Source organism: Streptomyces sp. ITFR-21 (assembly GCF_031844685.1).
In the GTDB taxonomy this organism is placed as follows: Bacteria; Actinomycetota; Actinomycetes; order Streptomycetales; family Streptomycetaceae; genus Actinacidiphila.
Genome location: NZ_CP134606.1, coordinates 252,760 through 278,765, shown reverse-complemented (window position 1 = coordinate 278,765; position 26,006 = coordinate 252,760). Strand labels below are relative to the sequence as shown.

The 26,006-nt window shown below is 67.6% G+C and carries 24 protein-coding genes and 1 pseudogene; 21 read left to right on the top strand and 4 right to left on the bottom strand.

The window, feature by feature from the left end; genetic code table 11:
* Positions 1–54: 54 nt before the first annotated feature.
* Entirely contained in the window at positions 55–1,665 is a 1,611-nt protein-coding gene (locus RLT57_RS32020) for an ADP-ribosylglycohydrolase family protein (protein WP_311301180.1), read from the bottom strand.
* Positions 1,666–1,995: 330 nt separating this feature from the next.
* Here RLT57_RS32020 and RLT57_RS32015 point away from each other — a divergent pair.
* The 6 genes and pseudogenes from RLT57_RS32015 to RLT57_RS31990 form a co-directional block, all read left to right on the top strand.
* Positions 1,996–2,364, top strand: a pseudogene (locus tag RLT57_RS32015) (HU family DNA-binding protein); the annotation flags it as partial.
* Between the two features lie 95 nt (positions 2,365–2,459).
* Positions 2,460–3,287 (top strand): hypothetical protein, encoded by an 828-nt coding sequence (locus tag RLT57_RS32010; RefSeq protein ID WP_311301179.1) that lies wholly within the window; start codon positions 2,460–2,462, stop codon positions 3,285–3,287.
* Between the two features lie 31 nt (positions 3,288–3,318).
* Positions 3,319–4,068, top strand: a complete 750-nt coding sequence (locus RLT57_RS32005) for a hypothetical protein (protein WP_311301178.1) — start codon at positions 3,319–3,321, stop codon at positions 4,066–4,068.
* Between the two features lie 173 nt (positions 4,069–4,241).
* The gene (locus tag RLT57_RS32000; protein WP_311301177.1) at positions 4,242–4,769 is read left to right on the top strand and encodes a hypothetical protein; all 528 of its coding nucleotides are present in this window, start codon (positions 4,242–4,244) and stop codon (positions 4,767–4,769) included.
* Entirely contained in the window at positions 4,766–5,035 is a 270-nt protein-coding gene (locus tag RLT57_RS31995) for a hypothetical protein (RefSeq protein WP_311301176.1), read from the top strand. The genes RLT57_RS32000 and RLT57_RS31995 overlap by 4 nt, the downstream gene beginning before the upstream one ends.
* 329 nt (positions 5,036–5,364) lie before the next feature.
* On the top strand, positions 5,365–8,133 hold the full coding sequence (locus RLT57_RS31990; RefSeq protein ID WP_311298155.1) for a restriction endonuclease: 2,769 nt from the start codon (positions 5,365–5,367) through the stop codon (positions 8,131–8,133).
* Positions 8,134–8,422: 289 nt separating this feature from the next.
* On the opposite strand, the gene RLT57_RS31985 is transcribed toward RLT57_RS31990, so the two are convergent.
* Genes RLT57_RS31985 through RLT57_RS31975 form a run of 3 tightly spaced genes read right to left on the bottom strand, consistent with a single transcriptional unit; the run spans position 8,423 to position 12,632 of the window.
* Positions 8,423–9,007, bottom strand: a complete 585-nt coding sequence (locus RLT57_RS31985) for a DUF6262 family protein (protein ID WP_311298156.1) — start codon at positions 9,005–9,007, stop codon at positions 8,423–8,425.
* The gene (locus tag RLT57_RS31980; protein WP_311298157.1) at positions 9,004–11,541 is read right to left on the bottom strand and encodes a tyrosine-type recombinase/integrase; all 2,538 of its coding nucleotides are present in this window, start codon (positions 11,539–11,541) and stop codon (positions 9,004–9,006) included. Before RLT57_RS31980 ends, RLT57_RS31985 begins: the two co-directional genes overlap by 4 nt.
* Entirely contained in the window at positions 11,538–12,632 is a 1,095-nt protein-coding gene (locus tag RLT57_RS31975; protein ID WP_311298158.1) for a tyrosine-type recombinase/integrase, read from the bottom strand. Before RLT57_RS31975 ends, RLT57_RS31980 begins: the two co-directional genes overlap by 4 nt.
* A gap of 153 nt (positions 12,633–12,785) precedes the next feature.
* Between RLT57_RS31975 and RLT57_RS31970 the strand changes: the two genes are divergently transcribed.
* The 15 genes from RLT57_RS31970 (at position 12,786) to RLT57_RS31900 (ending at position 25,909) form a co-directional block, all read left to right on the top strand.
* On the top strand, positions 12,786–13,148 hold the full coding sequence (locus tag RLT57_RS31970) for a hypothetical protein (protein WP_311301175.1): 363 nt from the start codon (positions 12,786–12,788) through the stop codon (positions 13,146–13,148).
* 39 nt (positions 13,149–13,187) lie between these two features.
* Positions 13,188–14,138 carry a hypothetical protein gene (locus tag RLT57_RS31965; protein ID WP_311301174.1) on the top strand — a complete coding sequence of 317 codons (951 nt, stop codon included), beginning with the start codon at positions 13,188–13,190 and terminating at the stop codon, positions 14,136–14,138.
* The gene (locus tag RLT57_RS31960; protein WP_311301173.1) at positions 14,135–14,596 is read left to right on the top strand and encodes a hypothetical protein; all 462 of its coding nucleotides are present in this window, start codon (positions 14,135–14,137) and stop codon (positions 14,594–14,596) included. The genes RLT57_RS31965 and RLT57_RS31960 overlap by 4 nt, the downstream gene beginning before the upstream one ends.
* 65 nt (positions 14,597–14,661) lie before the next feature.
* Positions 14,662–16,059, top strand: a complete 1,398-nt coding sequence (locus RLT57_RS31955) for a hypothetical protein (RefSeq protein WP_311301172.1) — start codon at positions 14,662–14,664, stop codon at positions 16,057–16,059.
* The gene (locus RLT57_RS31950; protein ID WP_311301171.1) at positions 16,056–17,366 is read left to right on the top strand and encodes an Eco57I restriction-modification methylase domain-containing protein; all 1,311 of its coding nucleotides are present in this window, start codon (positions 16,056–16,058) and stop codon (positions 17,364–17,366) included. Before RLT57_RS31955 ends, RLT57_RS31950 begins: the two co-directional genes overlap by 4 nt.
* A 128-nt stretch (positions 17,367–17,494) precedes the next feature.
* On the top strand, positions 17,495–18,418 hold the full coding sequence (locus RLT57_RS31945; protein ID WP_311301170.1) for a hypothetical protein: 924 nt from the start codon (positions 17,495–17,497) through the stop codon (positions 18,416–18,418).
* Between the two features lie 130 nt (positions 18,419–18,548).
* On the top strand, positions 18,549–19,232 hold the full coding sequence (locus RLT57_RS31940; protein WP_311301169.1) for a GNAT family N-acetyltransferase: 684 nt from the start codon (positions 18,549–18,551) through the stop codon (positions 19,230–19,232).
* Positions 19,233–19,318: 86 nt separating this feature from the next.
* Positions 19,319–19,573 (top strand): hypothetical protein, encoded by a 255-nt coding sequence (locus RLT57_RS31935; RefSeq protein ID WP_311301168.1) that lies wholly within the window; start codon positions 19,319–19,321, stop codon positions 19,571–19,573.
* Positions 19,574–19,792: 219 nt separating this feature from the next.
* Positions 19,793–20,260: a hypothetical protein gene (locus RLT57_RS31930; RefSeq protein WP_311301167.1), complete on the top strand. Its 468-nt coding sequence runs from the start codon at positions 19,793–19,795 to the stop codon at positions 20,258–20,260.
* Between the two features lie 102 nt (positions 20,261–20,362).
* Complete coding sequence (locus RLT57_RS31925) at positions 20,363–20,665, top strand: hypothetical protein (RefSeq protein WP_311301166.1); 303 nt, start codon at positions 20,363–20,365, stop codon at positions 20,663–20,665.
* 363 nt (positions 20,666–21,028) lie between these two features.
* On the top strand, positions 21,029–21,781 hold the full coding sequence (locus RLT57_RS31920) for an N-6 DNA methylase (RefSeq protein WP_311301165.1): 753 nt from the start codon (positions 21,029–21,031) through the stop codon (positions 21,779–21,781).
* A 47-nt stretch (positions 21,782–21,828) separates the two neighbouring features.
* Positions 21,829–22,182, top strand: coding sequence for a hypothetical protein (locus RLT57_RS31915; RefSeq protein ID WP_311301164.1), 354 nt, complete (start codon positions 21,829–21,831; stop codon positions 22,180–22,182).
* A 33-nt stretch (positions 22,183–22,215) separates the two neighbouring features.
* Entirely contained in the window at positions 22,216–23,181 is a 966-nt protein-coding gene (locus RLT57_RS31910; protein ID WP_311301163.1) for a DUF4007 family protein, read from the top strand.
* Positions 23,182–23,656: 475 nt separating this feature from the next.
* Positions 23,657–24,490 carry a YgjP-like metallopeptidase domain-containing protein gene (locus RLT57_RS31905; protein ID WP_311301162.1) on the top strand — a complete coding sequence of 278 codons (834 nt, stop codon included), beginning with the start codon at positions 23,657–23,659 and terminating at the stop codon, positions 24,488–24,490.
* A 213-nt stretch (positions 24,491–24,703) separates the two neighbouring features.
* A complete protein-coding gene (locus tag RLT57_RS31900; RefSeq protein ID WP_311301161.1) occupies positions 24,704–25,909 on the top strand; it encodes a hypothetical protein in 1,206 nt (401 codons plus the stop codon).
* The last annotated feature ends 97 nt before the right edge of the window (positions 25,910–26,006 follow it).

Sequence of the window (26,006 nt, the reverse complement as noted above, 5' to 3'; positions counted from 1 at the left end):
GGCGGATTCCAGGGGCCGGGCTTCACACATGCACGGGCGACGAAGCGCTGAACGCTACCTGCCGTTGAACGCTGCGGCGGAGGGGAGCGGACGGGGCTTGGGCCGGTAGGGCTGGAGTCCGGACAGCTCATAGACGGCGTCGTGGAGCTGCCAGTGCGCCAGCAGCGTCCAACGCTGGCCCAGGGCCCGGTAGATCTCGGCCAGCGCCTTCTGCGGATGGGTGCCGAGCAGCGTGCTGTAGACAGCGGCGACGGCGGGAGTGCGCGAGCGGCCCGCCACGCAGTGCAAGAGCACCCGCTTCCCCTCCTTGCGCAGTCGCACGATCTCATGGGCAGCCTGGTTGAGCACGTAGTGAAGGTTCGCGTTCGCGCCCTGCTTGTCGATCAGCCAGACCCGGACGTGCTCGACGTCGGTGCCGGAGAGAATCGGCTCCTGCCCGACGCGGCACAGGGACACCACCGCGTCAACCGGCGCGCTGCCCCGGTACTCGGTCAGCGGGAGGTTGCCCAGCAGCACACCGGGGTCCTCCGGATGAGGCGCGACGAACCCCTGCCCGGCGTATGCGGGGATGGGTACGCGCGGGGTCGTCGGCCAGCCGTCGGCGTCATCGAAGCCCTTTCGGGCCGTCAGGACGGCCAGGCGTACGAGGTCGGGCCCGGCCAGGGACGGCCAGCCGTTCACCGCCTGCTGCCAGGCGAGCGGGATGGCCGATAGGCCCCACCGCGCGCCCAGCAGCGTGCCCGCGATCGCCGCCACGGTGTCGGTGTCGTTGCCCGCGCGTACGGCCGCCTGGGTGGCAAGCTGAAAGTGCTGAGCGGGGAACGAACGCCGCTCCGGCGCGAGTTCGGGGACGGGTGTGCGGGTGATGGCCGACCATGCCGCCTGGAGCGCGGTGACGACGTAGCCGTTCGACGGCCAGTGGTGCGGCGGGTTGTTCTCGGCCTCGTCCAGCCGCGCGGCCCACAGCTCCTGCCGGTCGGCCGGGAGCAGCTGAATGCCCTGCCGGACACCGTCGAACGTGCCCTCAAGCACGGCGGTCCGGATGCCGGAGCACCACAGAATGCACGCCTCGACGCACTCGGGGTCGCTGTGCGTCAACGAGCTGATCAGAGTGACTGCGTTGACCATGCCCTGGGGGTCGTCCAGGTAGGCGAGCGCCACGATCCCGGTCCGCATGAGCGAGCCGTTGCCCGCGCTGTATCGGGTGCGGGCGGTGTACGCATCGGCTGCCGCCGTCATGACCTCCCACGGCGAGCCGATCTCGCTGTTCTTCGCCGCGAGCAGCACAGCAGCAGTCTGGCTTCCGATGTCGGTCGCCCCACCCGCGCGCCACGCCTGGAAGTTCCGGGCGATCTGGTCGAGGGCTGAGGGGCTGGTCAGGTCAGCGCCGGTGCTGGCGACGGCGGCGATGCAGACATGCATCTGCGTGTCGTCGGAGTACTCGCCCGGCTCGTAGGGCCCCAGGCCACCGCCGATCATGGCGGGCCGCATGTCGTCGGTCAGCCGGGCCTTGAACTCGTACGGGACACCGAGCGCATCGCCGCACGCGGCGCCGACGAGGACCCCGGCAGCTCGGTCGGCGGCCTGGAAGTCGAGGGGACGGGTGCCGAGGAATGCGGCGGTCTGCGGGTCGTCGGTGGCCGAGGCTACGGACGTCGTCTTCATCACGGTTACTCCCGGGTGATGGTGCGAAAGGAGGCGGTAGGCAAGCGCTGTGCGGGGAGCGCGGCGTGAAGTCGCCGGGCACTGCAACCCGCTGTCATTATGTCAGCCTGACACAACACCAGGGATCAAGTCAATACGACGATATATGTTGCCTAACTCGATAATGACGTGTAACTTAGTTCTCGTTGGCCGACAAGCCACTGACCGGCCACCGTCCCGAGCCCTCTCGGCCGTTGTGCGCCGTGCGGCCCACTCCGGCACCCGATCCCCAAACCGCCCAGGAGGGCGCCCTCGCGCACCCTTCTCCCTTCCAGCACAAGGAGTTCCGACATGAACAAGGCACAGCTCGTTGAGGTGGTTGCCGGCAAGCTCGGCGGACGCCAGCAGGCTTCCGACGCGGTGGACGCGGTCCTGGACGCGATGGTCCGCGCTGTCGTCGCGGGGGAGCGGGTCTCGGTCACCGGCTTCGGCTCCTTCGAGAAGGTCAGCCGTCCCGCCCGATACGCACGCAACCCCCAGACCGGCGAGCGGGTCCGGGTCAAGAAGACCGCTGTCCCCCGCTTCCGCCCTGGCCAGGGGTTCAAAGACCTCGTCAACGGGTCGAAGAAGCTGCCCAAGGGCGGCGGGGTCTCCGTGAAGAAGGCGCCCAAGGGCAGCCTGAGCGGCGCGGCCACGGGCGCGAAGAAGAAGGTCTCGTCCTGATCCCTCCCGCCGGGCGCCACGGCGCCCGCACGCCAGAACGCCGACGGCCGGGCGCCCTCCGCGCCCGGCCACAGGAGGAAGCCGCCAGCGCCATGACCTATCTCTTGATCGAGGACGGCCGAGTCGTCTCGGCCCACGACACACTGCCGAGCGCCCGGGCAGCGGGGCCGCAGGGTGCCGGACCCAGTGAAGCCGGCCCGATGCTGGGCGGTGAACCCGCCTGGTGGCTCAGGACCTGGCCGGACAAGGACGAGGCAGAGATCGGCATCGTCCGGCCCCAGGCCACGGCACTGGGCATCCGTTTCGAACTGCGCATGTGCCAGGCGCCGGCCGGAACCTGCAACCACCCCGGGTGTTCGCGCTACGTCACCGCAGCCGTCAGCAGTTCCTATGAACTGCTCAACAGCCTCGCCGCGTTCCTGCCGTCTTCCTGGGTCTGGGCCAGGCTACGCAGCCCAGACCCCCGTGGAGAGACCACCGAGTTCCATTCGGAGGCCGAAGCCCTCACCGAGCGCCTGGCCTCGGAACTGCGCCCCGCCCTCCGCGCTGTCGAGGAGCCTCCTCGCGACGTCAGGACCCTGAGTGCTCGACGGGAGGCGGCATACGGCCTCGTCGTACAACTCCTGTCCCGCCACTTCGGTCCTCCCGGACCCGACACAGCCGAGGAGGTAAGCATCCTTCCCGTCGTCGCCGGCACAGACCTGCACCTGGTGCTGGCGCCGCCCGCCGCAGAAGGCGCGGCCTTGTGCGGCAGTCCGGTTCAGACCTCGGCGGCAGAAGCCATCGTCGACGTCTCCGGACTCAACCAGTGCGACAAGTGCTTCGGAAGAGCTCCCATCACCCCGACCCCCGTACTCACGGCAGCCGAGCACGACGCCTGGATGGACTACCTCCGCGCACCCTTCCCCCACACCCCCTAACCGCAACTCCCCATACGCGTAGAGGCCCTTCATGCACGACAACCCCACCCGCGGCGCCGACAGCCAGTTGCAACTTCGGCTCTTGCGCCGCGCCACCTTCGCCGCCGGCTACCTGCCGGAGGTGATCGACTTCATCATCCGCGAAGCGACCGGAAGCGAGTTCGGCCGTCTCGACGATGGGCAGGCCTCCCGGATCCACAGTCGGCTTGTCCGCTACACCGCCCACGGCCAACCGGGAGCGAGCGAGCTGGCCCGCACCATGCTGGATGTCCGCCACGCCGTGGATCTGGTCCAGCACGAGCACTACCGGGCATCGAAGGTGCCCGGCCAGGGATGCGACACCACCGTCACCGCCCCGCAACTGCTCGAGCTCGCCGTGGCCGCCGGCCGGGAATCCGTACTCCGGACGCAGCGCGGGACCCTCGTCATCTCCGGGGCCGACGGCCTCAGTACCGTCTACCGACCAGTGCCCGCGGACGAGGCCGCGCAGGTGCGGATGGCGGCCCGAAGCGCCAAGGAACGCGCGATCCGCCTTCACGAACAGGTCGTACGGGCCCTGACCCCTCACGTGACGATGGCCGACTGGAGCCGGGACGAGGGATACGGCGTCGCGGCCGATGTCGTGGGGGAGGCAGTGGCAGTGCAGTGGTGGCCGGCCTCCCTGCCCGGGACTCTCCGGCTGTGGGAGAGCGGCGGCATCCAAGAGCTGTGCCAGGCGCTGCTGGCGCCTTCGTTCCGCGTCACCGCGGGCGCTTGTCAATCCCTGGAAGTGCGGGAGTAGCCGAATCCTGACCGTTGCATAACTCTAGAAAGTCGTGTATTATAAAGAAATCGAGTGAGGCCGCCGCCTACGGGCCGTGCGCCGCCTCGCTCCCCCAACTCACCTGTCGCCTCGCCGGGATGCCCTCGCGCCCCGGCCGGCCGATCCTCCGCTTTCGCCCCGGGAGTTCATCCATGACCGACTACGCCCAGAAGTACGCCGCGGCACTCGACCCCGATACCCTTTGCCGCTTCCCCCACCGCACCCCCACCGAATACGCGAACACCGCGTTGTGGGGGTGGGTGCCGACCAGGGATCTGCCCGAGCATCAGCTGTGGCTCGCGGCCGTCATGTTCCGCTCGCACAACGGCGACTGGACCCTCAAGGCGGCACTCGCCTTGGCGGACGACACCGGCCACCTCGTATGGAATCCGGCCGCCATGGGCGAACCCTTCGTCCGGGGCAAGGCCGTGATGTCCTACTGGGACTGGGCGGAGAAAATCCGGCGCACCGATGAGGAGCGCGACCAGGTGATCCGCCAGGCGCTGCCGTCCTTCGGCGTCGACGCCGACACAGTGGACATCGGCCTGGCTCAGGACCTGTTCGCGACCACCCTCCCGGGAGACGAGTACGGGCGCTCCGACAGGATCCGCAGACTGCTCAACCGGCTGCGCGCACCCGGGGCCGCCCAGGTCGACATGCCGGCAGGTGGCGGGCGGTGAGCGCGACCCCGATCCCGGCGGCGTGCGCCCACCGCCCCCGCCGCGGCGGTCTCGTCGTCCCGTACCTGTCCTTCGAGCACAACGACGCCGTCGCCTTCGGTACCGCCGACCCCATCAAACGCGATCGCTGCTTCGAGCACCGCCTGTGTCAGATCTGCGAAAACCCGCTGGAGAGACGGTTCTACGTCGTCGTACGCCCTCAGGACGTGGGCTTCGGTTACGCCCCCGAGCCCGGTCTGCACCCCCCGTGCCCCATCGTTATCTAGTGTTGTCAAGCGAAGGTGCTGGCCAATGGGCAAAGAGCTCTTCTGGCACATGAGTTACGTTGTACGTGTGGGCATCGCTGTCGAGCGCCTAGGCCGACGACTACGCCGCCTTGCAGGCAGGACCGAGTGGAGCATGAGCGGCAGGCTCGTGACTGGCGTGGCACCGCGCTGGACGCCTTGCCGCCCTCGCCAGGAGACGCCGCTCCACCGGGGGAGCAGGCCCGTGGTCTGGACGTTCCGGGTCAAAACCCTGACGAGCACAGGGCACTCGTGCCAACATCAACTCACCTGCAACGCTGGCATATCTGACCTCTCAGATCGGGACGATCGTGCAAATCGCCTTCTTTGATGCTGACTCAAATGAGCTTACGAGCAACAAGAAGGGGACCTTGTTTGAACGGTTTACGGCCAGGCTTGTGGAGATGTCTGGGTACCGAGATGTGCAGCTGCGTGCCAAGAGGTCGAGTCTCGAGTACGACATTGAAGCGACTTCATCACTCCATAGTCGCAAACTATTTGGTGAGGCCAAGGCGCATGAAGCGTCCATGTCGGGCAAGGAAGCGTCCGCATTTGTTGGCAAGCTCCTGCCGCTATCCCTGAGCGCTGGCGGAGTGGATGGGCTCTTTATCTCGACATCACCCTTCACTCCTGAAGCCAACGATTATTTGGAGAGCCTAAAAAGCTCCGGTGCTACTGTCGCTGGGATTACCTTGCGGACGTTGGCTGGTGATGAAATCCCCAGATTTCTGGCCGAAAGGGGGATCGGGATTCCCGAATCACATCTTCGCGACAAGGTCCAACGCGAAACCGGATTGCAAGCTTTTGATGCCTGGATCGTTGTCGCAGAGCGTGGCGACTTCTTCGTTTTGAGCTTGGGCCAAAATGTGATGTCGACTGCCACTGCGTTCTCTGTATTCTCGCTCGCGGGCGACTGGATCGCTATTAGCGATACGGAAGCCACCAGATTGTCGAATCAGGTTTCTGATCTTAAGGAGCTTAGGCTTCTCGCACCACAGGCGCCTCAGGTCAGGACTGATAATGAGGCCCAGACGCTTCCCGCCGTGGTGGCTGGATCCGGCTGGTTTGATTACAAGTTTCCCAGCCCGCCAGAATGTTTTATCGGTCGCGAGGCTGCATTGATCGAGATCGACAAATTTCTTGCTGAGATCAGCGGTGGATCGACGACATTGCGCGCGGCACAAGTACTAAGTCGTTCGGGTGTCGGAAAAAGTTCGCTCCTTCTCAAGGTCGCTGCGTCCGGCCGAGGTATCGCGGCTGTAACTGTCGATGGGCGAAACCTCCGCGTTCCGGCAGACTTGCGTCTGATTGCTGCGGAACTGGTCGAGCTCGTAAATTATTCTGCGGGGTCGGAAATCTCGATCCCAGCCAGACAGGATGACATTGGGGAGGCCTTCGCATCCGTCGGAAGGCACCTTGAATCACAAAATCAGCTAGCACTCCTGCAGGTCGACCAGTTCGAAGCTCTGCTGGCGCGGCCGGCAGTGTTCCAGGCAATCCTGGATCTTCTCATTGCTTGCACTAGCCTCAATTTGCCTATTGTTTGGATTATGGCTCGCAAAAACGACCTGGCGGCAACATACGACGAGGGTGCTGCCATTGATCTACTACAGATGAACCAGCTCAGCAGGCCTATCCGCCTCGACGATTTCAGCCCGCCTGAGGAGCGTGCGCTCCTTAACCGCCTGGCGAGTGAGCTTGGTGCTCCAGTGTCCCAGCCCCTGGCAGAGGCGCTCTTGACCTTCTCTGCTGGTTTCCCATGGCTTCTCAAGCGCGTCTGCGCTCACGTGATCAGCATGTCACGGGAAGGGGTTAGCCAAGCGAATCTGAGCCGGGGAGGATTGCGTGCTGAAGATCTCTTCAACGAGGATCTTGCGGGTCTCGAAGAGGGAGACAAGGCACTCTTGAAGACCCTCGCGGCAAACATGCCAAATACGGCAGGCGAGCTCTCTCGGCGTCTGGAGGGAGAGGTTTCTATTCAGCGCCTAACTCAGAATCTCAATGATTTCTTGGGCAAAAAGCTCCTGCGCCTTTCTGGTGATGTATACGACACCTACAATGACGTATTCAAAGCATATCTTCTCACCGATCGAATCCCCTTCCAGACGCGCTTCGTATTCCGCGTCACTCCTGGACCTGCTTTCGCGTTGCTTTCCAGGATCGCCGAAGATGGCCCAATGGACATGGGCAGTTTCACTACTCGAGTTGGAGGAAATGCCACTGCTACTTACAACAAACTAAGAGAGCTTCGACTTTTGGGACTCCTGGACCCCCAGCCGGGTCGGGTTGCCTTGTCCCCCGAGGCCGCAGCGGCTCTGGAATCGGATAGCCTCGGGGATTACCTGAGAAGAGCACTACGCAGTAACTCCCTCGTCGGCAGGCTTTTGGATCTCATCGCCAATGAGGATTCGGTTACCTTTGATGACATCTCGGAACTACTTCAGCGAGAGTTGCCTCACATCACCGCTAGCACAAGCACTTGGTCGACTTATGCGAGCGTCATGGTCAACTGGGTGAGATATGCGGGCCTGCTGGATGTTGAGGGTGACAGAGTTCGCTCAAAGGAGTCAGTATCGGACGAACTCTTGTTGCACCGAGCGTTCACGCGGGGAACCTTCTCCGCCGGGACTTTCCTTCCGTCGGTTCGGCCCAGCATGGTGAAGTCACTGCTTATCTACCTTCACGATGGCGCAAAGAGCGGGGAAGATATTCGCTCAAAGTTTGGAAGCAAGTCAAGTGCATCACTCATCCGGGACTCCCAGGCGCTTGGCCTGATTGATGGCCAGCCGGATGGGCTTGTGCTTTCGGCGCAAGGGCGGGCAATCGTCGGCAATCCAGATGAGCTGACCGAGAAAAGCGTAGCCATGCTCTGTTTGAGCAAGCAAAATGTTTCCGCCCTGTTGAGTGAGGCAGCGGAGGGGCCTGTGAGTATCGAAAACCAGCAAGCGATAGTAGCCCGGTTCGGCGTGGCTAACTGGGCAGAAGGAACTTGGAAGTGGCGCCTTGGCATCCTGAACGCCTGGTTGGTGGCCTCCGGGCAGGCAAAGTCTGGCCGCACGGGAATTCGGCTGTCAGTGTGAATTCCTGAACGTGACGCCAAGCGGGGCCGCCGCCAGTTTGTGTTGGTCACCAATGGTCGCGACCCGACATCCCGTCTAAGAGCCAGGTGGCGCTTTTGGAGTTCCGCTTCGGATCAATCAGTGCGGGTGATGCCCCGTCCTCTGACTCCAAGGAGCTGGCTGCTCAAAGTCCATTGAGTGCGGGGGACAGTCATGCCGGCTGACCCGCCAGGGTTGGGTGCGAGGCTGCTGCCGGAGGTGGGGGCGGTTCGGCAGGGCGCCCCGTGCCGACACGAGATCCGTCGCTTCGTCACTCGCCAGGATCCTTGCGATTGACCTCTTGCATCAGGCGCCTCCGTGCCTCCCTGGAGGCGATGAGGTCGTCCTGGGCTTCGGCCAGCTCCTCTTGAAGGCGGTCTCGTTCCTCACTCAGGGCGGCAAGTTCTCGGTTGCGACTACGAGCGTCTTCCTCCAGCACCCTGACGCGGGCAGCGACGTCTTCAGATGCCGCCGACTCCACCTGCTGCCCGAGCTTGCGCCGAAGCGCATCCCTGAGCTCATCTCGTTCCTTGACGACGGCTTTCAGCTCGGCTCTCGCGAGTTGGAGATCGACCGCGAGACTGCCTTGGCTCACCGCCGTGCCGGTCTCAGTACCTCGGTCGCCAGCGAGCTCCTGCTGGCCCCGGGCCTTGTCGATGTACTGCTTGATTTCCGGCTGATAGACGAGCCAGACGGATACCTCGGCCGCCCTTGCGACGGTGGCGCAAGTGATGGCCTGGCCGGCAGCCTTCATCTCATCGACGCGGGCAAGGACGCGGGCCCGCTTTTCCTGGCTGTCCTTGCGGCGCGCTTCGCGCAGGACGTCGGCTGGCCTGCGCTTGGCTTCGGCGCTCACTCGGCTGTCTCCTTCGGCGGCCCCAGGGTCGGAAGCCCCAGTGTGACGGTTCGAGCCTTGGATCCAGCGCGGACCTTGCGCAGAACCGCTGCGGCCTCCTCCACCTCCTGCCGCTCCTGGGGTGTCATGGCCTCCAGCCTGCGCTTCTGGTTCTCCCTCACGCCCTGGTATGCCTCGATCTGATCGTCGAAGTTGTTGACCACGAATTGGGCGACCCCGGCATCCAGGGCAGCCTCGCGATCGGCCTTGAGCGCCCGGATATGGTCCTCGATGGCCGGCAGATAGGACGGATCAGGCCGGTAGGACGGGCAGCCGGCGCACTGATGACGGATCGGGCAGGCAGCGCCGCCCGCCTTCACGTTGTTCGGCTCGATGCAGTTGCCCCAGGCCACGGCCACCGACCGCTGTTCGTAGGCAAGGTTGGAGGTCATGGGCGCCGGGTTGCCCAGACGGTCGGTGACATGCGCTCGCACGGCCTTGATCGCCTCCCGCTTCCGCTTGAGCGACACCTTGTAGTACCCGGACGTCGTGGTCGGGCTGACATGATCCATGAGGGACTGAAGGACGTCTTGGGGAACATCCGCGTCGGCGTGGCGCTGGCAGTACGAGTGCCGGAAGGCGTAAGGGATCACGCGCTTCCGCTCGAAGGGCTCAGGGGTGCCGTCGGGGCCGGATATCTCGGAGTCCAGGACGGGAATGACATCGGCCCAGTTCCTGATGAACTGCCAGATGTCGGTGGTGACAGGGTGGTCGTATTCGCCCTCCGCGGTGCGGGCCGGGAAGAGGTACTCACGGCTTCCCTCAGGGACGTTCATGGCCAGCCGGAGCTTCTTCCAGGCCAGGATGATGTCCACCGTCGACTGCGTGATTGGCAGGCGCCGCCGGTAGCGGCCGGCCTTGTGGTTGTCCCAGATGAGTTGCCAGTCCCCGCCGTCCTTCTCAAGGCAGTCCAGAAACAGACTGCCGATCTCGTAGGGCCGTCGGCCGGTATCGCGCAGGAGGAAGTAGAAGGTTCTGGCCATGGCCTTCACATCCTCGGTGGCCATGGCGCCATAGGGCATCCCCTCGCCGAGCTGGTCGACGTGCGCGTCCAGTTGCCGGATCACCGACTCCGGGATGTTCTTCCCGATCTGCTCCTCGTTCTCCTCGTCCCGGTAGGAAATGTTGTGGTCCCTGTGGCGTCCGAACTTCTGCGACAGGTCCTCCAGAAGGTCGTGGTTGCGCCCCCACTCAAGGAAGTCGAAGAACTTCGTCGCGTAGATCGCCTTGCTCTTCGACTTCAGCGGCGTGCCATCGGCTTTGGTCATCGCTTCGACGGACTTGATCACGGCAGCCATGTCGGTGAACTTCAGCGTGGCCGGATCGCTGCCCCCGCCGGGACGCTGGGCCAGCGTCTGGGACGCCAGGACGCAGACCCGGTAGTGGAACCAGAGGTCTCGGCTGACCGGATGCGTATCGGTGGCCCATTGCATGAGCAGGTCACGCAGCCACAGCACCTCGATCTTCCCAAAGTCCATCGTGCCGGGGTTGCGACGGCTCTTCTTGCGGTTGGAGTCCCGGCGCACGACCCCGACGGCGGTCAGGTCCCAGACGAGGTGGTCGGTCGGCTTGATGCCCTGGAACTCCTCCAGGGCGAAGCGCAGTTGATTCTGGATCTCACGCAGGAGGGCACCGCGGTTGCCGCCGTAGTTCCTCTCACCGGTCTTCGGCATGAGGAAGGACTCACCCGCCAGCGCGATGCTCGGCAGGTCCGCCAGGTGCCTGACCGCGAACCGGATCGGCGCTGGTTCGAGCTTCTTGCCGCGCAGGCCGCCCCGCTGCAAGACATACAGAAGCTCCAACCGAGCCAGCTCGCTCAGCGGGGCGAGCGAGAAGTCCGGGGCTTGGAGGTAGGGAGCCATGGTCCCCGCCCACGCTTTCCTTCCGGTCTCGCTGTCGGCCGCCCCTGTGGCCTTGCGGTGGTCCCGCCACTGTCTGCGGTGATCCGGGCACAGTTCGTTGATCGCGGTTCTCTGGTAGAGGCATCCGCCGACCGCGCACGACGGAAGCGCGGCGAAGGGCTCCTCGGTCTCTGCCCAGGAAGTGAGCTCCAGCTCGGGGCTGCGGCCCGAACGGTTCCTCCAACGGGCGTAGTGGGCAGCGCAGAGCCCATGCGTGGCGCTGTCGCGGCCGCAGTCGCCGTTCGCAGCCCAGCAGATCGCGGCGAACCCGTACATCCGGTTGCGGTTCGGTTGATGGCTGGTCTGGAACTCGGTCAGGTCGGGCTTCCCCAGGCGCTCGAAATCCCGCGAGCAGTCGGTGCAGAAGGTCCGGCCAACGGTGAGAGTGGGGCAGGCCGCGACGGTGCATTTGCGTACCGCGGTTAGGGGATTGGTTGGGTCTCCCCGGAACAGCATCAGCTCGTGCTGCCACTCGCCGCGGCGCCAGTCGCGATCGACGCGCTCGCAGAGCCACGCCGTCCACTCATCCACGCGGTCTGCGAGGCTGCGCTGGCGGGCCTCGATGAGCCTGGAGGGCGCGACGACGGTGGTCACTTAACGGCCTCCCGGCGTGCGGCGACCATATCGACGGCCTTCCGCTTCTCTTCGTCGCTGGCGTGGACGTAGGGGTTCATCGAGACCGGCGAGACGTGACCCATGAAGCCCTGCACAACGTCCCGCCCCACCCCTGCGCGGATCCACTCGGTGGCTGCGTAGTGGCGACACATGTGCGGATTCGCCTCGAACCCGGCCTGCTTGGCGAGACGCTTGAACAGCTCGTAGGTCGAGGGGTACTTCATCGCAGCCCCGAGCGGTGCGCGAAAGAGATTGACGAAGACGAAATCCGACCCCTCAGCCTCCGTTACCTCGTCACGCTCGTGCTGGTAGGCGGCATAGGCGCCGGCGAACTCCTCGTCCACCGGGATCCAACGCGGCTGCCGCGCTTTCGCTACCGCGCCGTTCGCGTTGTCTTCACGCCGCACAACATGGATGTGTGGGCCCACCACGGAGCATCCGACGGTCCGCGAGTCCGGCAGCAGGTGCATGTCCTCGCGCCGCATGCCCAGGGCTTCACCGATTCGCACGCCCGTGGCGGCCATCAGGTGCACCAGGAACCTGTCCCGTGCGTGCAGCGCGGAGGCGATGATGGCGTCCACCTGCGCACGAGTGAGCCACTCGTATCCGGGGACGGCGACTTTGAACTTGAGCTTGCGGGCGCTGATCGAGCGGAACTGCCCGTTCTCGCCTGGGTCGTGGGCGGGCGGAGCGAAGGTCAGCTGCTTCGGCTCCGTCAGCTTCGAGACAACGCTTGCCGGAGCGTAGTCCTGGAGCCCGCAGAAGCGAAGAAACCCGAACACGGTCGTCAAGATGGCGTTCGCCGTGCCCTTGCTCCGGTACCGCCGCTCGGTCGGCGGCTTCCGCCCCCGCGACGGAAGGGGCTCCTCGACCAGCCACGACTTGAACGAGCTGAGCTGGCGGAACGTCGGATCACCCCAGTCGACCCCGAACATCGCGCACCACGTGAGGTATTGGGCGACCCGGATCGCGTAGGTGCGTTGGGTGTTCACTGAGTCGCCTTCATCCCTGAAGGACGCGATGAACGCACTGGCGGCAGAGTGCAGCTCGTAGCGGTTGTCAACCACCACCCAGAAGGTCGTTCCGTTCCTCGGCGATACGGCCCTCTCGGCCTTGAATCTGAGAGCCGGTGGAACGGTCGCAACAGACGTCACTAAAACTCCTTGGATAGCCTTAAGGCACGTAGAGATAAGATGACATAACTCATGTGCCTTAAGAGGTAGATGGCCCCCAAGATAATTCAATACTCCGAACAGGCCTGCCCGATGCTCAACGGAACGGCCGAAACCTATCGCGAGGGCGGGGTGTCCCGGTCCCACCCGGCGCTTCGGACATGCGCCGACCCCGACTGCCGACGCTGCGCAGCCGGATTCGGGCAGCGAGGTCCGGAGCGGACGGCCAGCGCCGCACCCGACTGGGACGCCTGGATGCTGCCGCTGGACGCTTACCAGCTTCGCCGCGACGGCCGAAAGATCCTGGGGATCTCCCTCGACCTGGCGCCGCTGCGTATCCGCCGGATCCTCGTGTCCCCCGAGCGCGAGAGCGCGCTGCGGATGATCGCCGCGCTTGCGGACCTCGGCCGGTGAGCACCACCTCTCCCAGCCTCTGACCCCATCGAGGACACCATGATCGCTGAAACCTTCACTCCGACCGAGCTCGAACTCCTGGCCCGGATCACCGGCACCCTCGCCGGCTCACCGGCCGCCGCCGAACTGTCCAAGCCCTACCGGGAACTGGCCGACCGCGCCCGCACAGCCATGCTGGCGGAGGCCGCCGGCATCCCGGCCCCGCCCGTCGCTGCCCTTCTGGGCCCCCGGCCGGGCGAGCAGGTCTGGGTACTGCACCGTACGGACCGCCACGAGCAGGTCACCACCGTCTACGACCTCGAATCCACCGCCCTGGCCGACCTGGCCGACCACGTACGCGGCAGCTGGGACAACGTGTGCTGCCACGAGGGCATGCCCGAGCGCCCGCCGGCGGACAACGCGGAGGCTGTTGAGCTGTACTACGGCCCTGACCGCAACGCGCGACCGGACGAGAGCTACTCGCTGCTCGCCGCGGAAATCGTCCGCTCCCGGCGCTCCCGGTTCATTCCGCTCGACTTCGCCTTCCCCGACGCTGCCGCCGCGGAGGCCGCCAACCGCGGCGCGGTCTTCCACACGGCCGATGACGACGGCCCGCAGTGCATCGAGGTCCTCGGGGTCCTCACCTTCGCCTACGTGGACGCACGGGACGGTGTCGTACGGATCTCGGTGCACGTGGACAACGCCGACGAACGTGCCGTCCGGCCGGACGGCACCGTGCCGCTGACCGTCGTGGTCGAGGACACCGTGCTGCGTGATGACAGCGACGTCCTCGCCCCGCACCCCACGGTGATGGAGGAACTGCTGGCCGGCGCCGACACCGGGCAGCAGGCCGTGATCTACGCGGCTGCGATCTCGTCCGGGCTGATGTGGCGCTGCCCCAAGTGCCAGTGGCCCAACCCGCGCGCCGCGGCGTGTTGCGAGGGCCCCGGTGCCTGCCGTTCCGCGCCGTCGGAGTCGGGGACCGCCCTGGCACTGGAGGGACCACGGTGAGCGGGACCTACCCTCCCGCGCCCCAGCACCTTCGTGCCGCGTGCGCGGACCCCCACGGTCATCTCACTTCCCGTCCCAGCCGTACGACGCTCCAGATCTACCTGGACGACGGCCTGGTCTACCGCGCTGACGCCGACGGCTACCGCCTCCCTCAGGACCTCGCACAGGGCGACAAGGGCGGCGGCCCGTACATCATCACCGGCGCAGGGCGCCGAGCAATCCTCAACGCGTCGCAATGTGCTGCCCTCGACACCGCCGACGGCGACGGTGCACTGAGCCCGAAGGTCGGATGGCCGACCGTCGCAGCGCTGGCCCGTCTCGGGCTCGTGGAATACCGGGACGCTGGCGGCCGGGTCCATCCCACCGACGGCGACGACGGCCGCACCGGCCCCAGCCACCGCCCTTTTCTCACCGAGGCAGGCACCGCCGCAGCGGGTGCCGCGCCATCACCGACCTGACCACCCTCCCCCGGCGGGTGTGGGCCCGTGGGGCTCACACCCGCCCGATTCCTTAGGCGTGCCTCATGGCCATGACCTCTCTGACCCTTTTCGACACCCCTGCCGTCGACGTCCACGTCCCCGCGCCGGTGCCCTCGGGCGCCCCGGTAGCGGTGGCCTCTGCTGACGCGTTCGAGAAGTTCCGCTCGACGCCGCGCAAGTCACTGGCCTACGGTCTCGGCGTCGACTCGACGGCGCTGCTCCTGGCGATCCTCGACGATCCCGTCCGCTTCGGCATCGCCGCCGATTTTTCTGATTTTTCCGTGATCACTGCTCTGACCGGCTTCGAGTTTCCGGACACGATCGCCCACGTCCAGGAGCACATCCTGCCGCTGCTGCGCGCCAAGCGGGTTCGGCATGCGCAGGTGGCCCGGGCGGGGCACCTGGAGGAAGCCGGCGTTCAGGTGCTCTCCGACACCAGGCTGCCCTGGAAGCAATTCCGCCGCGGCAGATGGACGCTCATGGACGAGCTGGAGGCCAACGGGACGGTCCCCCAGTACGCCGGTGGCCACAAATGCAGCCAGAAGTTCAAAGGCTTCACGCTCGACACCTTCGATCAGATGCAGGCCGGCGGCCAGACCGTCGGAAAGCTCTTCGGCTACAACGCGGACGAGTACAAGCGGGCGGCCAAGGCCAACAAGCACCAGGTCCGCAAGGACAAGAAGGCCGGGCACGCGACCTTCGCCCTGGACTACCCGTTGATCCGTCTCGGCTGGGACCGCGCGGCGGTGGAGGGCTACGTCAAGGAACGCACCGGTCTGACGATGGCCAAGTCCTACTGCCCGGTATGTCCGTTCTCGGGTGTGTGCTCGCCTCAGCCCGATCACCTCAAGCGACTGCGGAAGTACCCCGACCTGGCCGCCCGCGTGCTTCGCCTGGAGTACGTCTCCATGGCTCTGAACCAGAACAGCTCGCTCTACAAGGACGACACCCTGTTCAGACGGGTCACCGACGACCAGAACACCGAAGCGCTCGGCCAGTTCGAGGCGCGTCTCGACGAGGAGGACTGGTCCGTCTACCGGGTGCAGCGCGCCTACACCGCAGGGCGCCGGCCCCAGTGCCGCGAAGCGCACGGTGACCGCTGCACCAAGCCGGCGTGCCGGGACAACAGCATCAAGGGGACGGTTTACCGATCGGTGAAGACCGTACGGACTGGGACGCGCGCCGAGGCCGGGGCCTTCCTCCGCAACGCTTCGGTGGCCCTGAACCGACCTGTGGAGCATTCTGCGGACGCCCACGGCCTCGGCATCGACCGCGTCCGCAACCGGACCCGTCCTGACGGCAAGACGTACGGCTCGGTCGAGGACTTCTACGCGATCGCCCCGGCCGGCGTCCGGGACAAGGCCCGCGACGGCTTCGCCGCCGTCTGGGCCGAGATGACCAGCGGGGAGCAGTCGCGCTTCTCCCCCGGCGACGCGTCATGAGCAACCGCACCCTGCCGGCCGCCGCGTACGACAGGCTCACCGCCGCGGTCGCCCGGGACACCGGCCAGCGCCGTACCGCCGCTCTGTGGATCCATGCCGCAGGGCTCGTACGTCACGCCCACGACCACGGCCTCCTGCCTCTCAGCTCTCCTCCTCCAGGTCCGGACGGACTGCGCAAGGCCCTGGAAGTCCTTGCGTCCTGCCACCCCGCCCTGGCGCCGTTCACCGATCCAGCGGTGCTGCCCGTGTGGTCGCAGCCGCTCGGCGCGGCGGCCTGGTCCGGCATCGAGCAGTTCTGGGCCGCCCATCCTGGTCTTGAGGATGGCCACCGCGTCGACGGTTACGCCCTCGGCGACGCTTACCAACTACTCAGCGAGGAGGCACGCAAGGGCCGCGCTCTGTGTCAGACCCCTCCCTGGATCGCCCGCCTGCTGCTGCGGCTGTCTCTGGAGCCGGCGATGGAAGAGTGGGGACCGGACAACACCCTGATGATCGACCCCGCCTGCGGGACCGGGCACATCGTCCTGGCGGCGTTCCATATGGCCCGGGTCCCACCGGTCCGCGGGCGGCAGAAGGGCTCGGCCGGCCGCGAGGACCAGGCCGTGGAGCGCGCGCTGCGCACCGTGACGGGCGTCGACCTGGATCCCTACGCCGCAGCCCTGACCGCCTACCGGCTCCTGGCGAGTTCCGCCGCTGCCCTCCGCACCCGGCTGGACCGCGTCCCGGCCTCCTGGCCCGTCAGCGTGGCCGCGGCCGACTCCCTGCAGGACCTCGACCAGCCGCTGCTGCGCGCCGGCGCCTACCACGCGTGCGTAGCCAACCCCCCGTACATCACACCGAAGGACGCCATCGTCCGCGACCGCGTCCGTGCGGCGTACCCGCAGGTCGCAAGCGGCAAGTACTCCCTGGCCCTTCCCTTCACGGCCCTGATGCTCGAGCACCTGGCCGCTCCTGGAGGGTTCGTCGCCCAGCTGACCGCCAACTCGTTCATGAAGCGTGAGTTCGGCCGGCGCTACGTGGAGGAGTTTCTGCCGCGCTTCGACACCCGCTGGATCATCGACACTTCGGGCGTCTACATCCCTGGGCACGGCACGCCGACCTGCATCCTCGCTCATCGGGCGCGCCGGCCTGTGGGGGACACCATCACGGTCATCCGCGGGAATCGCGGGGAGCCCAGGGTTCCGGAGGATCCAGCGCGCGGGTTCGTGTGGCGCGCTATCGAGGCCGCGGTCGACGGCAGGCTGGCGCGCGAACGTTTCGAGGCCGGACTCCGAGCGCACGTTGCACAGCTCGATAATCGCGCGTAGTGTGCGACTCCCTGAGCGCTTCGGCCCCCGGCCGCCGCCATCCCGTTCCGGATCGGCGTCGAGATCAGGTCGCCGCTCAGTCTCCCGTCCGAGTTCGGCAATCACGCTTTCACACCCCAGGACTCCACATGCCTTTCCCCATGCAGCCGGGCGAGACCATCGCCCGCCCCGACCTCCACGCGCTCATCGGCGGCCGCCCGAACGGCCGTATCAGCCCGAGCAAGACCTCCCCGGCCATCTGCCTGTTCACCCGACCCGGAGCGCATGAGAGCCAGCACGACGGATGGACAGGTGAGCACTTCCATTTCCAGGGCGAGGGACAGGGAGATCGCGAGCAGGTGATCAAGGGCGGAAACCGAGTGCTCGCAGAGCACGCCCTGTCGAAGCGAACGCTGCGCCTCTTCGCAACGGCCTCCGGAACGGTCGTGCGCTACCTCGGCGCCTACCGCGTCGACCCCGGCCTCCCCTACGTGCAGGTTTCGTTGCCGGTGATCGGCGACCCCACCCACCCGTTCCGCACCGGCTACGTCTTCAGACTGCTCCCCGAGACGGGAACCCCCGCGCCCACCGGCGTCCCCACGGTCGAGCCCGTCACCTCCGACACCATCGTCCGCGAGCGCGATCTCGCCATCCCCTTCCGCCCCCGCCCAGGTGACGCACACGGACGCAACCTCACTTCCATCGAGTCGACGGCTGAACGGCTGCTGAGGGACTACAGCGCGCACCTGATGCAGGCCGGACACGACGTCCGCCGCTACACCGTCACACCCGCCCACGAACTCCTCCCCCTCCCCGTGGACCTCCTCGACCGCACCACCAACGAACTCGTCGCCTGCGCAGGGAGCGTCGCCCGCACGCACATGCTGGCCGCCTTCGGCGAACTGCTCGACATGCGGCGCTTCTTCAACCCCACCCCTCACCGCGTGATGCTCCTGCCTTCCGCCCCGCGCCCCGACCTGGCGGACCTGTGCGCCCGGTACGACACCGCCACGACGTGGCCCGACGGCGAGGGCGGCTTCACCCGCGCCCGGGCCGACGAGGAGGCGAACTGAAGCCACGTCGTTGCATATCTCGAAAAATGCGGGTACTGTGATTGTCGAGAGGCGGGGCCAACTCCCCTCTCCCTGAATCCTCTTACCCGTGACCGAGGCGCCGCCTCCGGGACCCACTGGGAGCCCCATCGTGAACACCACGCGCACCCGTCTGCCCGGCATCACCATCCGCGACGCCGGAAGGCCGGATGCCGACGCCGTGCTGCGGCTCGTCGCCGCAGCAAACCCCGAGGACCCCGACGCATTCGAGAGCGCCCGGCCCACGCTGGACTTGCCCCCGATCGGCCCCCTCTCCCACTTCAGAGCCCTCGTTGTCCTTGCCCAGGACAGCTCGGGCGAGCCGGTGGGTGCCCTCCTCGGCGGCGCTCCCGTCTGGCTCTTCGAACACGAGGGGATCGGCCACCCGGCGTTGCTGGACCTTCTCGTCGCACGAATCGGCATCGTCACCGCAGTAGGGGTGCACCCTGACCACCGGGGCCAAGGGGTGGGAGCGGAACTCGTACGACACGCCGTTCGGCGCTTCACGCGGGCCGGGTACGGACTGGTGACGCTCAACTGCGTCCCCTCACTGGAGAGGTACTACCGGAGGCTGGGGTTCACCACGATGGACACCCTGAACGTGCACCTCGGAGCCGGTTACATGATCGGACAGCAGTGGGGCGACACCAAGGTGGCCGCCCGTCCCCTGGACAGGTATACGGCGCTCACCGACGTACCCGGCTTGGCGTCGCCGGTCGTCTCGGGCATCCTGCCGGACAGCGGCGTTCCGAGGGGCGCGCGCTTCGACGGACGCACCTTGCTTTTCCGGCCCTGACCTCGAACGACCACCGGCGGCGCCGACAGGGGCGCCGCCCGGAGCGCACACAGCGCCGGCGAACGCCGGCGGAAAGGACTGGAGACATGATGCAGGTGGACGGCCCACGCGACCCCAGCGCCCGCGCCTGGAGGCGGTGGGCACTCCTCTTCGGCCTACCCAGCGCCGCAGTCGCGCTCGCCAGCGTGTGGCTGTACGAGCCGAGCAGCGTGGGGGCTGCGCTCGCCGCGGCCGGTCTGGCCGTGGCGGCCTTGCTGGCCTTCACGCTCACGATGCCGCGTCGCGGGACGGCAGCCGTGGAGCGCCACCCCCAGAAGAGCTCGTCCGGCGATCCCGAGTAGTTCCGGCACGGTGCCCCGGCGGATAGGTCCGGGAGCGGGGCGCGGCCCTGCCCCCGCCGCCACTCCACCGCCCACCGTGAGTGCCACCCGGAGGGCGGTTCGCGATCCCGCGGGCGGCACTCACCTCAACTCGATGTTGCATATCTCGATAATCACATGTACTGTAGTCACATCGAACGGCGGTGAATCTCGCCCGCCCCCTCTTCCAGGAGTCCCGTCATGCCAGCAGCTCCCGCGTATTCCGACGTCGCCGCCGCCCTGATCTCCTACCGCAAGCGCTCAAATGACGTCTGGCTGACCCTGATTGACCTCACGTGCGACCTGGCGCACCTGGCCCGCTACATGCACACCGACATCGACCGATGCCTGTCCGGCGACACCGGTGCGCGGCTGGACGAACGGGTGCTGAGCGCCATGCCCCGCCTCGCCCCGTCCGTACGCCCCGTCGCCAATACCGACGACACAGAGTCCGCCGACCACGCCTTCGACGTGTACGTGCACGCCAGTGACGCAGCCGAAGCGGTCCGCGTTCACACGGCGCAGGACACACACCTCACCTTCTCCGCGGCACTGACCGCTTTGCTGGCCGATCTGCGCACCTACGCCGAGTCGATCGGGTTCGACTTCACCGAGATCACCCGCGCGGCCCGGTCGGCCGACCGGGTCGAGCGCCGCAAGGCCGAGTAACCACCCCCGTCCCTCGGGCGGCGCTGCCTCCGGCTCCGCCCGAGCCGAAGTCCCCGCTTCATGCAGCCACTTCACTGCCGTGCTCGGAAGGAGCCCCCTTTCATGACCCGCACTCTCACCCCCGCACCGGCCCGGTCGGGCCGCGGCTCGATACGCCAGTTCCTCGACGGCGGCGTGCACCCGGCCACCCGGGCCCCGCTGCTCGACACCGACCTCACCAACCCGTCCGCGGTCTGCGGAGGGTGCGCGCACCGCTTCCTCAAGAAGCTCGGCAACGGCCAGGACCGCCTGAAATGCGGCCTCCTCCCCCGTGGCACCCGCGGACTGCGTGGTCCCGATCTTCGCGAGGACATGCCCGCGTGCACCAACTACGCGGCGCCCGCGGACAGCGAACCGGCCCCCTGAACACTCGCGGTGGCGGCAGCCCCGCTGACCGCGCTCCGGCTCCCGCGGTGCAGACCCCCGCGGGAGCCGGAGCGCGGCACCCCGTTTCCTCCGCCGCGGTCCCGCGGCGGCTTCCTCCCAGGAGCTCGTCATGCCCTCCACCACCAGGCTCGTCAGTGAAACGGCCGCCCGGGCGGTCTCGCCCCGCGCCGCCGCCTGTAGCGATCCGGGGTGCGCCCAGCACGCCGGGACACGCCAGTGCCCTCCCTTTCCCACGGACCGCAGCTCCGGAGCCGTGTTCGGTGAGGCGGTGGCCGAAGCCTGGTACCGGTCCGGAGGCAGCCGGCTGGACATCCCCGCAGGGATCGTCGCGGCCTTGGCCCTGTGGCCGAGCACGCCGCTTCCCTGGCCTCGTACATCGCGGCCCAGCCGTCGCGTGTCCTGGTCCGGGGTTTCGCGGACTGCTTCGCATCGCACTGGAATCTGCGACCTGACCTGATGGACGTCGCCTGGCCGCTGTTCGCCTGGACGGAGGAGGAACTCAACGCGACCCAGCTCGACGGTGTCCAGGCCGTGACACGGGCAGCGCTGCGCCACGGGGTCCTCCACCACACCGGAGATGTCGACCACTTCGCCCGGTCCCGAATCGACCTGATGTCCTGGGTGATCACGAATCTCCGTCACCACCAGTCCCGGCGCAGCATGGGCGAGTACCACACGCCCCCGGACATCAGCGACTTGATGGCGGCCATGCTCCAGGCTGACATCAGCGCCGTGGCCACACCGCAGGGGGAATGGTTCATCGAGCCCACCGCCGGAACCGGCGGGCTGTTCCGCTCCACCGCGCAGAGTCTGCGCCGCGAGGGCCGGAGTCCTGCCGAATACGGCTGGATGATGCTCGAACTCGACCAGTTGTCCGCAGCCGGAGCCGCGGTCAACGCGATCGTCTGGGATCTGGGTCCGCGTGCTGTCGTCGGCAGCGGAGACGTCCTCGCGCGCGCTGATCTGGAGCAGGACGCCTTCGCCCGCCGGCGGGAACTCTTCGGCCACCGGGACTGGCTCAGCGAGCTGACCGGCTTCGCGCTCGCCACCCACACCGCTGATCAGCTTCTGCGCGAGCTCACCACCCGCAGGTAACACCGCCTTGCCGCCGGCGGCAGGGCCCCCGACCACGGAGTCACACGATGCAAGATCCCCACCAGCACACCGAGACCGGCGCCGTCGCCGCCGCGCTACGCGCCGCTCTGCCCGTCCCCAGCCGCACCCGCGTGTACACGCTCACCTGCGGCTGCCCGGACGCCGACGGGCAGCTGTTCTGGACCGTCGATACGGAGTCACGCAGTTACGAGCTCGTCGTCGCGACCGACACGTTGCCGCTGCGCGAGGTCGGGCTCACCAGCACCCCGCGATTCGGGGACGGCATCACCTGGGAGACGCACTTCCTCATCCGCTCGGCGACATCCCGGTGGCCGGAGGAGCTCGCGCAGCTCGTCGGCCGTCTGATCCTTTCCGACCACAGCCCGCTTTCTCTGCACTGACACCCCGCATCTGATCCGAGGAGGAGTTGCCGTATGGGAACTCAGGAACCGCTGACCGACTGCCTCCCGGCGTTCGGCCGGCATCACGGCTACCCGCCCCGCTACGGCTGGCTAAGAAAGGTCCACCTCGCCCTCCAGGACGATCCGGGAACCCTGCGACGGCCCGACGCCACCGTGATCCTCGGCGTGGGCTCCAGCATGATCCCGGCCATGCGGTTCTGGAGCCAGGCGTTCGGCCTGGCCAGCCCGTCGCCCGCTCGCGGTCTCGTACCGACCGCCCGGGGGCGGTGGCTCCTGGATGACGAGCACGGAGCCGACCCGTTCCTCGAAGAACCGGCAAGCCTGTATCTGCTGCACTGGTGGCTGCTCAGCGCCGCGCCGTGTCATGTGCCCAGCTGGCGCTACCTCTTCGGACACTCAGGGCTGCGAAGCAACAGCCGCAAGCTGCTGCACGCGGAGATCACCCGCGCCGCCCACCGGGCCGGCTGGAAGACGCCAGCGCAGTCCGTGGTGACCAGCGACATCACCTGCCTGGTCAGCATGTACGCACCCAGCGCCCCGGACCAGCCGCGGGAGCGCGTCGAGGACGCCCTGTTCAATCCCTTCCGCTCCCTGCACATGCTCACCAGCGGCCCGGCCCCGAACGACTTCGGCGACCGCACCCACACGGTGACCCTTGACCGCGCGGCGGGCCAGTCCTGCCCGGCGGCCATCCTCGCCTACGCGAGCCTGGACTACGCAGCCAGGCTGGCCGGCCCAGGTCCCGGCACCATCACGGTCTCCAGGCTCGCCTCGGATTCCGTCGGCCCCGGCCGTCTCCTGCTCACCGACGCCCGCGGACTTCTGCGCGCCCTGCGCTCGATGTCCGCCCGGCACGAGGGCTTCGCCGTGACGGAGTCGGCGGCAGGCGAGGACTTGCTCGCGTACACCGCCCCGCCGTCGACCATCGCGGAGAACATCCTGGCCGGCGCCTTCCCTCAGGCCAGAGGAAGCCAGTGAGCAATCGCGCGCGGCGAGCCGACGCGGTGCAGGCGATGCCCGCTCCCACGTACCTCGCCGAGTACCGGCATCTCCTGGCCGAGGGCAGCCTGGTGGACCGTGCCGGCAGACCGGTCAGCGGAGCCCCCTGCGCGACCTGCGACGGCCTCGTTGACACCCTGACCTGCCCAGGAAGCCTGCCGTGCCTCCGATGCGGGGCAATCGTCGGCAGACGCTGCCAGCGGCCCAGCGGACACACAGCGGACCGCTGGCACGCCGACCGTGCGCGCGATGCCCGGCAACGCGATGACGCCCGGGAGCGTGCTGGAGACCTCTCGCTCCTCGCACCATGGCCCTGTATTGCATAACTCGGCAATCCCGTGTCTTGTACTCGAACCCTGGAGGTCCCCTCCCTCACGGCCGCCAGCGGCTTTCGCGCGCCCCAGTTCACCGATCCCCCGGCTGAGCCCGGGAACCCACATGGAGACCTTCCTCAATGACCGCCACCATTCGCTCCGTCCGTGCCGCCCTTGACCTGCACCCCGATCTGGGTCGTCACATCGCCACCATCAAGATCAGCACCCGTCGCAAGAGTCTGGGCATGAGCATCCGGCCCGGTGACAGCGGCATCACCTTGCACGTTCCAGCCGCCCACACACCTGCCGATGTCGTGGCCACGCTCGCCGAGAACCGCCACCGGATCGCCTCCATGCTGCACAAGGCCAGGCGGACCGTCCCGGCCATCCCGGTCAAGGAACTGGTCAACGGCGCCAGCTTCCTGTGGCTGGGGCAGAACAACCGCCTACGCCTCGTCGACGACGCGGCCGAAGCCGTACGCCACGTCGACGACCACGGCACCACCACCGAGCGCGGCACCTGGCGCGGGCGGTGGCTCGAACTCGACCGCTCCGTCGTCCGCCTGGGCGGCGCGCCACTCATCAGCTGGTACATCCAAGAAGGCAGCGCCTGGCTCGACGCCCAAGCAGGGCCACTGTGGGCGCGGATAGCGGGCGGGCGCCGCCCCCTGCCGGCCGTGCGGGCCGCCGACATCGGCCGCAGCCGCTGGGGCGTCCACCATCACAAGCCGAACCCGGCCGACGACACCATCCGCATCGCCTGGCAGACCTTCCAACTCCGCCCTGCGCTGGTACGCCACGTCCTCACCCACGAACTCGTGCACGCGGCGCGGCCCGGCGGACGCGCCCACGGCCATGAGTTCTGGCGCGCCTTCGAACGCGCCGAGCCCGGAGCCCGCCAGAGGGAGCGTGAACTCCACAAAGAAGGTGCGACCGTCTGGATGGGGGACGTACACCCTCCCGCCCCCAGATGAGCCCCAGGCGGGGGCAAGCCCGAAGCGAGCGTTGCATATCTCGATATTAGGTCGTAGTGTGACTGTCAGTCGCCCGGTTGCAAGGCCGCCCGAGAACCTCGCCGATGTCCGCCACGGCATCCGCCCTCGGCGGCGCCCGCCCCGCGCGGTCCTGGAGGACCGCCGTGGCGGCCCGACCGGTCCCAGGCCCGATATCCGCAGATGGAGACGTCGATGACCAGGAAGCCGCACAAGAGCACGAAGCCGTCTCCTCGTCTCCGGCGGGCGCAGGAGACGAACGGTGCGGTCGAGCGCATCCTGGCGAGCACGGACAAGCTGTGGTCGGACCTCGGCCCGATCCCCGGCGCCCAGGAGAACGTCCGGCGGCTGCGGCGCGGCGAGTCCGCGTGGTGGTCCCCGGCCGTCCGGGAGCAGATCCGCCCGGCCGACCTGGTGTCGGTCACGGACCACATCGCGCGGAACGCCGTGGTGGACCTCTGGCGGAAGCAAGGCCGGATCGCCTACGACATCAACCCAGAGATGGCGGCTGCCCTGTACCGGGCCGACATGAAGGGGAAGTTGCCCGGCGGGCTGTTCCGGCGACTGCCCCACATCAGCCCGATGGTGCCGCTCCCCCGGCCGTGGCCGTTCCGCGCGCCGAACAAGCGCGAGGGGCTGATCCGTGCGTACTTCCTGACCGGGCACATCGGCCAAGGGTTCTGCCGGACCACGGATGAACGGTCGGAGGGGCTCGTGGTCATGCCCTGGATCGAGTGGAACGACGCCCGCCAGGACGAGTACGGCGACGTCGTCACGCCGCTGTTCCGACTGCCGTCCGCCGAGGACCCGTTCAGCCTGGATGACGTCATCGAGCAGACGAACGCCTGGCAGGGCACGAGGACGGACGGCAACGAGAGGAGACTGCTCCGCCAGATCCTGCCGGGGTTCATGTCGGTGATGACCTACCTGTGCTGCGACAACCGGGACGTGGAGGAGCCGCCGCCCGCACCGGCGGCCAAGGGCAAGAAGAAGCGGCAGGCGCCTCCGCGCGACCCGTTCTACGTGCGAGTGGGCTGGCATGTCGGGCCCGCGCTGCACGCGGCCCGGGTGCGGGCGCAGCAGGCGGCCACGCGTGACGGGGTGTCGGTGCCGTCCGGCGTGGAGTACGGCCCGCAGCACCGCGCGGGCCACTACAAGGTGGTCCGCCACGGGCCGAGAAGGTCGCTGGAGTCGCTGCGGTGGGTGGACCCGTACTGGACGAAGTGGGAGCTGCTGAAGGAGGGCCAGGAGCCGGGCACGGGCGTAATCCCCGTGAATCCGCAGCGCAAGGACCCGGCCAACCACCGTGACGTCCGGCTGGCGAACCTGGGACGCGCCAAGGAGCAGGAGATCCGCGAAAGGGAGCGCCAGCGGGCCCGGGAAGGCAGCTTCGAGTGGTGACGGCCGCGGGAAGCGGGCAGCGCCCGCCCGGGAGGGAGCCGCCGACCGCCCACACGCCGGAGAGGGCGGTGGCGCGGCCGACCGCTGCGCCGCGAGG